General features: G+C 66.1%; 9 protein-coding genes and 1 pseudogene. 9 read left to right on the forward strand and 1 reads right to left on the reverse strand.

Annotated elements, in window-relative coordinates; genetic code table 11:
- Positions 1 to 4: 4 nt before the first annotated feature.
- The 9 genes and pseudogenes from L0D16_RS09705 to L0D16_RS09740 all read left to right on the forward strand — a co-directional run bounded on the left by L0D16_RS09705 (position 5) and on the right by L0D16_RS09740 (position 6,412).
- On the forward strand, positions 5 to 508 hold the full coding sequence (locus L0D16_RS09705) for a DUF305 domain-containing protein (protein WP_243031712.1): 504 nt from the start codon (positions 5 to 7) through the stop codon (positions 506 to 508).
- A complete protein-coding gene (locus L0D16_RS09710; RefSeq protein WP_243031713.1) occupies positions 493 to 2,868 on the forward strand; it encodes a heavy metal translocating P-type ATPase in 2,376 nt (791 codons plus the stop codon). The genes L0D16_RS09705 and L0D16_RS09710 overlap by 16 nt, the downstream gene beginning before the upstream one ends.
- A gap of 36 nt (positions 2,869 to 2,904) precedes the next feature.
- Positions 2,905 to 3,117 (forward strand): SHOCT domain-containing protein, encoded by a 213-nt coding sequence (locus L0D16_RS09715; RefSeq protein WP_243031714.1) that lies wholly within the window; start codon positions 2,905 to 2,907, stop codon positions 3,115 to 3,117.
- Positions 3,114 to 3,212: pseudogene (locus L0D16_RS12600) on the forward strand (response regulator); the annotation flags it as partial. The gene L0D16_RS09715 and the pseudogene L0D16_RS12600, both read left to right, overlap by 4 nt.
- 106 nt (positions 3,213 to 3,318) lie before the next feature.
- Positions 3,319 to 3,708, forward strand: coding sequence for a DUF302 domain-containing protein (locus L0D16_RS09720; RefSeq protein ID WP_243031715.1), 390 nt, complete (start codon positions 3,319 to 3,321; stop codon positions 3,706 to 3,708).
- A 150-nt stretch (positions 3,709 to 3,858) separates the two neighbouring features.
- On the forward strand, positions 3,859 to 5,073 hold the full coding sequence (locus tag L0D16_RS09725; protein WP_243031716.1) for a cysteine desulfurase: 1,215 nt from the start codon (positions 3,859 to 3,861) through the stop codon (positions 5,071 to 5,073).
- Between the two features lie 11 nt (positions 5,074 to 5,084).
- Positions 5,085 to 5,501 (forward strand): Fe-S cluster assembly sulfur transfer protein SufU, encoded by a 417-nt coding sequence (sufU, locus tag L0D16_RS09730; protein ID WP_243031717.1) that lies wholly within the window; start codon positions 5,085 to 5,087, stop codon positions 5,499 to 5,501.
- Positions 5,498 to 5,701, forward strand: coding sequence for a hypothetical protein (locus L0D16_RS09735; protein WP_243031718.1), 204 nt, complete (start codon positions 5,498 to 5,500; stop codon positions 5,699 to 5,701). The genes sufU and L0D16_RS09735 overlap by 4 nt, the downstream gene beginning before the upstream one ends.
- The gene (locus L0D16_RS09740; protein WP_243031719.1) at positions 5,702 to 6,412 is read left to right on the forward strand and encodes an alpha/beta fold hydrolase; all 711 of its coding nucleotides are present in this window, start codon (positions 5,702 to 5,704) and stop codon (positions 6,410 to 6,412) included.
- Here the strand turns inward: L0D16_RS09740 and L0D16_RS09745 are convergent.
- On the reverse strand, positions 6,409 to 6,555 hold the full coding sequence (locus L0D16_RS09745; RefSeq protein ID WP_243031720.1) for a hypothetical protein: 147 nt from the start codon (positions 6,553 to 6,555) through the stop codon (positions 6,409 to 6,411). The genes L0D16_RS09740 and L0D16_RS09745 overlap by 4 nt on opposite strands.
- Between the last annotated feature and the right edge of the window lie 116 nt (positions 6,556 to 6,671).

The raw sequence follows: 6,671 nt of genomic DNA on the forward strand, positions 1-6,671 counted from the left end.
AACCATGCGAAACCTTCTCTTTCTCAGCATCCTGACCCTAGCCTCCGCCTGGGCCCAGCATGCCCACCATGCGCCGTCCGCCGGCGCGGAGCGGAGCTTTCTCTCGGGCATGATAGCGCACCATGAAGGCGCTTTGGCGATGGCCCGCTACGTTCTGGAAAAGGGCAAGGACCCCCAGGTAAGGGCCTGGGCCGAGGCCATCCTGAAGGACCAGGAACGGGAGATCGCCCTCATGAAGGGCTGGTTGGCGGGAATGGGCGGAATGGACCAGGCGGCCTACGCCGCCATGGAAAAGGAGATGACCGCCATGCTGCAAAAGCTCAAAGGGGCCCAGGATCCCGACCGGGCCTTCGTGGAGCTCATGTTCCTGCATCACAAAGGGGCAGTGGAGATGGCCCTCGAGGCCCTAGGCACCGCCAAGGACCGGCGGGTTCTGGACCTGGCCCGGGACATCATCCTTGCCCAGACCCAGGAGATGCACGCCTTTAGGCTATGGCTCTTGAGGTGAAGGTAGGGGTCAAGGGCATGACCTGCGCCGCCTGCGTGGCGCGGGTGGAAAGGGCCTTGAAAAGGGCCCCAGGCGTGGAGGAAGCCCGGGTCAACCTCACCACTGAGGAGGCCTTTTTGCGGCTACAAGAAGGCGTGAACCTGGCCGAGGTGCTCAAGCGGGTGGAGGAGGCCGGCTATGAACCCGTGGTGGCCCGGGTAGAGATCCCCATCCGGGGCATGACCTGCGCCGCTTGCGTGGCCCGGGTGGAGCGGGCCTTGAAGAAACTGCCTGGGGTCCTTGCGGCAAACGTCAACCTGGCCACGGAAAAGGCCCTGGTGGAGTACCTGCCGGACACCGTGACCCTTCCCCGCCTACGCCAGGCCATCCGGGAAGCGGGCTACGAGCCCCTGGAGGTGGCCCAGGAGGAAAGGAAGGCCCCCGCTTACCCCACGGATCTCCTTATCGCCTTACCCTTGGCCTTCCTCACCCTCCTCCTGGCCATGGGGCCCATGCTCCTTCCCCTCCCCCACGTTCCCCCTATCCTCCAGGTCCTCACCGCCCTACCCGTGCTCTACGCGGGCCGGCGCTTCTTCCGCCAGGCCCTGGCCGAGGTGCGCCACCGGGCTTTGGGCATGAGCACCCTGGTGGCCCTAGGGGCGGGAAGCGCCTACCTTTACTCCTTCTTGGTTCTCCTCTTCCCCACCCTCTTCCCAGAAGAGGCTCGCCACCTCTACTTGGAAGCGGGAGCGGTGATCCTGGCCCTGATCCTCCTGGGCAAGCATCTGGAGGAAAGGGCCAAAGGCCAAGCCTCGGAGGCCATCCGCAAGCTCCTCGCCTTAAGGCCCAAGACCGCCCGCGTGGTGCAGGAGGGAGAGGAAAGGGAAATCCCCACCGAGGCCCTCATCCCCAACGACCTGGTGCGGGTGCTTCCCGGCGAGCGCATCCCCGCCGACGGGGTGGTGGTGGAGGGCTTCAGCCATGTGGACGAAGCCATGCTCACCGGGGAGCCCATCCCCAAGGCCAAGGGACCAGGGGATGAGGTGGTGGGGGGAACGGTGAACGGGGAAGGCCCCCTCCTCATCCGGGTAAGCCGGGTGGGGGAGGCCACGGTCCTGGCCCAGATGGCCCGCCTGGTGGAGGAGGCCCAGGCCTACAAGCCCCGGGTGCAGGAGGTGGCGGACCGCATTGCCAGCGTCTTCGTGCCCATCGTGCTCCTCATCGCCTTGGTCACCTTCGGGCTTTGGCTCCTCTTGGGGCCTGGTCTCTCCTACGCCTTCGTGGCCCTGCTTTCCGTGCTCCTCATCGCCTGCCCCTGCGCCATGGGCCTCGCTACCCCGGCGGCCATCGCTGTGGCCACGGGCAGGGCAGCCGAAATGGGCCTCATTTTCCGCAAGGGCCAAGCCGTAGAAGGCCTGGCCCGGGCGGATACCGTGGTCTTGGACAAAACGGGGACCCTCACCCAAGGAAAACCCACCCTCACGGAAACCCTGGGGTTGGCCCTGAAGCCCGAAGAGGCTTTGCGGCTTGCCGCCGCCTTGGAGCGAGGGAGCGAGCACCCCATCGCCAAGGCGGTTCTAGAAGCGGCCAAGAACCTTCCCCTACCCGAGGCCGAGGGGGTGCGGGTCCTGCCCGGGGAGGGCATCGAGGGGGTGGTGGCAGGGAGGAGGCTTCACCTGGGAGGTCCGGCCCTCATGGAACGGCTCAAGGTGGCCCTTCCCGAGGAGGCCCAGGAGCTATCCCAAAAGGGCTACACCCCCCTTTACCTGGCGGATGGGGAAAAACTCCTAGCCGCCTTCGGCGTCTTTGACCCGCCCAAACCCGAGGCCAAGGAGGTGGTGGCCGCCTTAAAGGCTTTGGGCCTTAGACCCGTCCTCCTCACCGGGGACCACCCCGTCCCGGCCCAGCGGGTGGCCGAAGCCCTAGGAATCCAAGAGGTCCTGGCCGGGGTACGCCCCGAGGGCAAGGTGGAGGCCATACGGCAACTTCAGGCCCAGGGGCGGAGGGTGATCTTCGTGGGGGACGGGATCAACGACGCCGCCGCCTTGGCCCAGGCCGACGCGGGCCTGGCCCTGGCCACGGGCACGGACATCGCGGTGGAGGCAGGGGATGTGATCCTGCTTGCGCCAAGCCTTTGGGGCCTGGTGCACGCCATCCTCCTCTCGCGACGCACCCTAAGGACCATCTACCTCAACTTCTTCTGGGCCTACGCCTATAATCTCCTCCTCATCCCCGTGGCCGCCGGGGTCCTCTACCCCTTCACCGGCCTTCTCCTAAACCCCATGCTGGCCGCCGGTGCCATGAGCCTGTCCAGCCTCTTCGTGCTCAGCAACTCCCTGAGGCTGAAGGGATTCCGGCCCCAGAGCTCAGCCGTAGCCTAAGGAGACCTGGCTAAGGTGCAGATGGGAGGTGAACGTATGGGGTGGTGCGGAAACTGGTGGTACATGGGTTGGTGGGGACCCCTCCTCGGACTTCTTTGGTTCGTCCTCCTGGGGCTTTTCCTCTACTGGCTGGTGCGTACCTTGGTCCCGGAAAGGCGGGACAAGGCCCTGGAGATCCTCAAGGAGCGGTACGCCCGCGGGGAAATAGACCAGGAAACCCTAGAGCGCATGAAGCGCGAGCTCGCATGAGGGTGTTCCTGGTGGACGACGACCCGGCCCTCCTCGAGGTCCTGGGGGCCTACCCGAGGGGGGCGGGGTTTGGGGTTTTGGAGGCGGGAGATGGGGCCCTGGGGGGCCCAGGCTCTCCCATACCCCCCGAAAGCCCCAAGGTCAACCCCACAACATTCCTTTCTGGCCAGGTTTCGCTAAACTTTAGGATAGGGGGGTACCATGACGGAGTTGAGGAAAACCCTTCGGACCAGCCTGGCCGAGGCCCGGGCCCGACTGGAGGCCGCCTTGAAGGAAGAGGGCTTCGGGATCCTCACGGAGATTGACGTGGCCGCCACCCTTAAGGCCCGCCTGGGCCTGGAAAGGCCCCCTTACCTGATCCTGGGCGCCTGCAACCCCAGCCTAGCGGCTAAGGCCCTCGAGGCCGAACCCGATATCGGCCTCCTCCTTCCCTGCAACGCCGTGCTAAGGGAGGGCGAAGAAGGCGTGGAAATCCTGCTCCAGGACCCCAGGGGCATCTTCCAGGTGCTCCCGCGGGAAACGCAGGAGGCGCTCAGGCCCGTGGCGGAGGAGGCCCGAAGCCGGTTGGAAAGGGCCTTGGCCAAACTCTAGAGGCCCGGATACTAGGGAATCGCCCGCCTCGGCCACGCCAAGGTAGGGGCTTGAGCAAAGCTCCCGGGGTCAGCTCCTAGCCCCCAGCCTGGGGAGCAAGGGTGGGACACAACACCGGCGCACCCGGGGGCTTGGGACTAGACTGGAGGCATGGACTTGACTGCCCTCAAGGAAGACTTCCCCCTGATTGCCGGGCGGCCGGATCTGGTCTATCTGGACTCCGCCGCCACCAGCCAAAAGCCCAGGCGGGTCCTGGAGGCTTTGGACCGCTACTACAAGGAGCTCAACGCCAACGTCCACCGGGGGGCCTACCGCCTCTCGGTGGCGGCCACCGAGGCCTACGAGGAGGCCCGGCGCCGCATGGCCCGCTTCCTTGGCGCCGAGGAAAGGGAGATCATCTTCGTGCGCAACACCACCGAGGCCCTGAACCTGGTGGCCTACGCCTGGGGCCTGCGGAACCTGAAGGAGGGCGACGAGATCCTGGTAACGGAGATGGAGCACCACGCCGGGCTCGTGCCCTGGCACCTGGTGGCAGGGCTCAAGGGAGCCCGCATCAAGGCCATCCCCCTCACCGAGGAGGGCCGGCTGGACCTTTCCGCCTTGGACCATCTCCTTACGGATAGGGTCAAGGTGGTATCCCTGGTCCACATGTCCAACGTCCTGGGCACCATCAACCCCGTGGCGGAGATCGCCAGGAGGGCCAAGGAGGTGGGGGCCTTGGTGGTGGTGGACGGGGCGCAAAGCGCTCCCCACCTACCCGTGGATGTGAAGGCCCTAGGGGCGGATTTCCTGGCCCTTTCTGGCCACAAGATGCTGGGACCCACGGGGGCCGGGGTCCTTTGGGGCCGGTACGAGGTCCTGGAAGGGATGGCACCCTTCCTAGGGGGTGGGGAGATGATCCGGGAGGTCCACGTGGACCGCTCCACCTACGCCCCCCCACCCCAGCGCTTTGAGGCCGGCACCCCTCCCATCGCCGAGGCCATCGCCTTGGGAGAGGCCGCCAGCTACCTGATGGAAATCGGCATGGAACGGGTCTTTGCCCACGACCGGACCCTCCTGGAATACGCCCTAGGGCGCCTTTCCGAGGTGCCGGACCTGAAGGTGTATGGCCCTAGGGGGGAGGACCGGGGTGGGGTGATTCCCTTTACCCTAGGCCGCCTCCACCCCCACGACCTGGCCACCTTCCTGGACCAGGAGGGGATTGCGGTAAGGGCGGGGCACCACTGCGCCCAACCCTTGCACCGCAAGCTGGGCCTGGCGGCCACCGCACGGGCCAGCTTCTACCTCTACAACACCCTCGAGGAGGTGGACCGCTTCGTGGAGGCCCTCCTCCGCATCCACACCCGCTACCGGGCCTGGCTATAATGGGGGAATCCATGAGCGTCCTTGACGAGCTTTACCGGGAGATCATCCTCAGGCACTACCAGAGCCCCAAGAACTTCGGGGTTCTGCCCCAGGCCACCAAGACCGCGGGGGGCCTGAACCCTTCTTGCGGGGACCAGGTGGAGGTGATGGTGCGCCTGGAAGGGGATACCATCGCCGACATCCGCTTCCAGGGGCAAGGGTGCGCCATCAGCACCGCCAGCGCCTCCCTGATGACCGAGCTGGTGAAGGGGAAGAAGGTGGCGGAGGCCCTGGAGCTTTCCAGGAAGTTCCAGGCCATGGTGGTGGAAGGAGCCCCGCCTGACCCAGCCCTAGGGGACCTTCTGGCCCTCCAAGGGGTGGCCAAGCTTCCCGCCCGGGTGAAGTGCGCCACCTTGGCCTGGCATGCCCTGGAGGAGGCCTTGCGGTGAGGCGTTACCCCGCCCACAAGGTGACCCCCTTGCTGGTCCAGTACCCCGACCTGATGGAGGCCTGGAAGGAGGCGGCCAGGGCGGGGCTTTTAAGGGCGGAAAGCCAGGAGGGGCGCAACTATGTGGTGGTAGAGGACCCAAGCCTCATCGCCCGGCTCAAGGCCTTGGGCCTCGAGGGGGAAGCGGTGAAGGAGGCCTAGATGCGGGGTGTAGTGTTTTTGCACGCCTTTCCCTATAACCCCAAGATGTGGCAGGAGGAGGTGGCCTACTTCCGAGGCCGGCTTCCCGTGCTGGCCCCCCATTACCTGGGGCTATCCCTTTCCCAGGCGGCAGAGAAGGTACTAGGGGAGATGGACGAGGCCGGCCTGGAGGAGGCGGTCTTCGTGGGGCTTTCCATGGGGGGCTACCTCATCTTTGAGCTGTGGCGCAGGGCCCCGGAGCGCTTCCTGGGCTTGGTCCTGGCGGATACCCGCGCCGGAGCTGACACCGAGGAGGCCCGGAAAAACCGCTACGCCCTCAGGGAGCGGGTCTTGGCGGAAGGGGTGGGCTTCCTCCCCGAGGCCCTTCTCCCAAGCCACCTGGGCAAGACCACCCGGGAGGAAAAGCCCGAGGTGGTGGAAAGGGCTAAGGCCCTCATCCTGGAAGCCACCCCCGAGGCGGTGGCAGGAAGCCTCCTGGCCCTGGCGGAACGGCCCGACTCCACCCCCCTTCTTCCCGGGATCCACCGCCCGGCCCTGGTCCTGGTGGGGGAGGAGGACGCCCTTACCCCTCCCGAGGAGGCTAAGGCCCTGGCCAAGGCCTTGCCCGACGCCCGCATGCTCATCCTCCCCGGGGCCGGGCACCTGGCCAACCTGGAAAACCCCCGGGCCTTCCGCACAGCCCTCTTGGGTTTCTTAGCGGAACTATTCTAGAGGCGGAAAACCTCCTCCACCTTCAGGGTGAGGCCCAAGCAGGGAATAGGGGCCTCCTCCCCCTCCTCTTCCACAAAACCCTCCGCCGTCCTGCGGTACAGGGTGAAGCGGAGGCTCCCCAGGTCCACTAGGAGATAGACCAAGAGGCTATCCAGGGTTTCGTGACGACTCCCCGCTCTAAAGAGCGGGGCTTCTCAGAGGCGGGCTTATTCCCACCTCTGAAGGCTCCGTCCGAGCCTTAGCCAAGATGTTTACTGCC

The organism is Thermus altitudinis (assembly GCF_022760835.1).
Classification (GTDB): Bacteria; Deinococcota; Deinococci; order Deinococcales; family Thermaceae; genus Thermus; species Thermus altitudinis.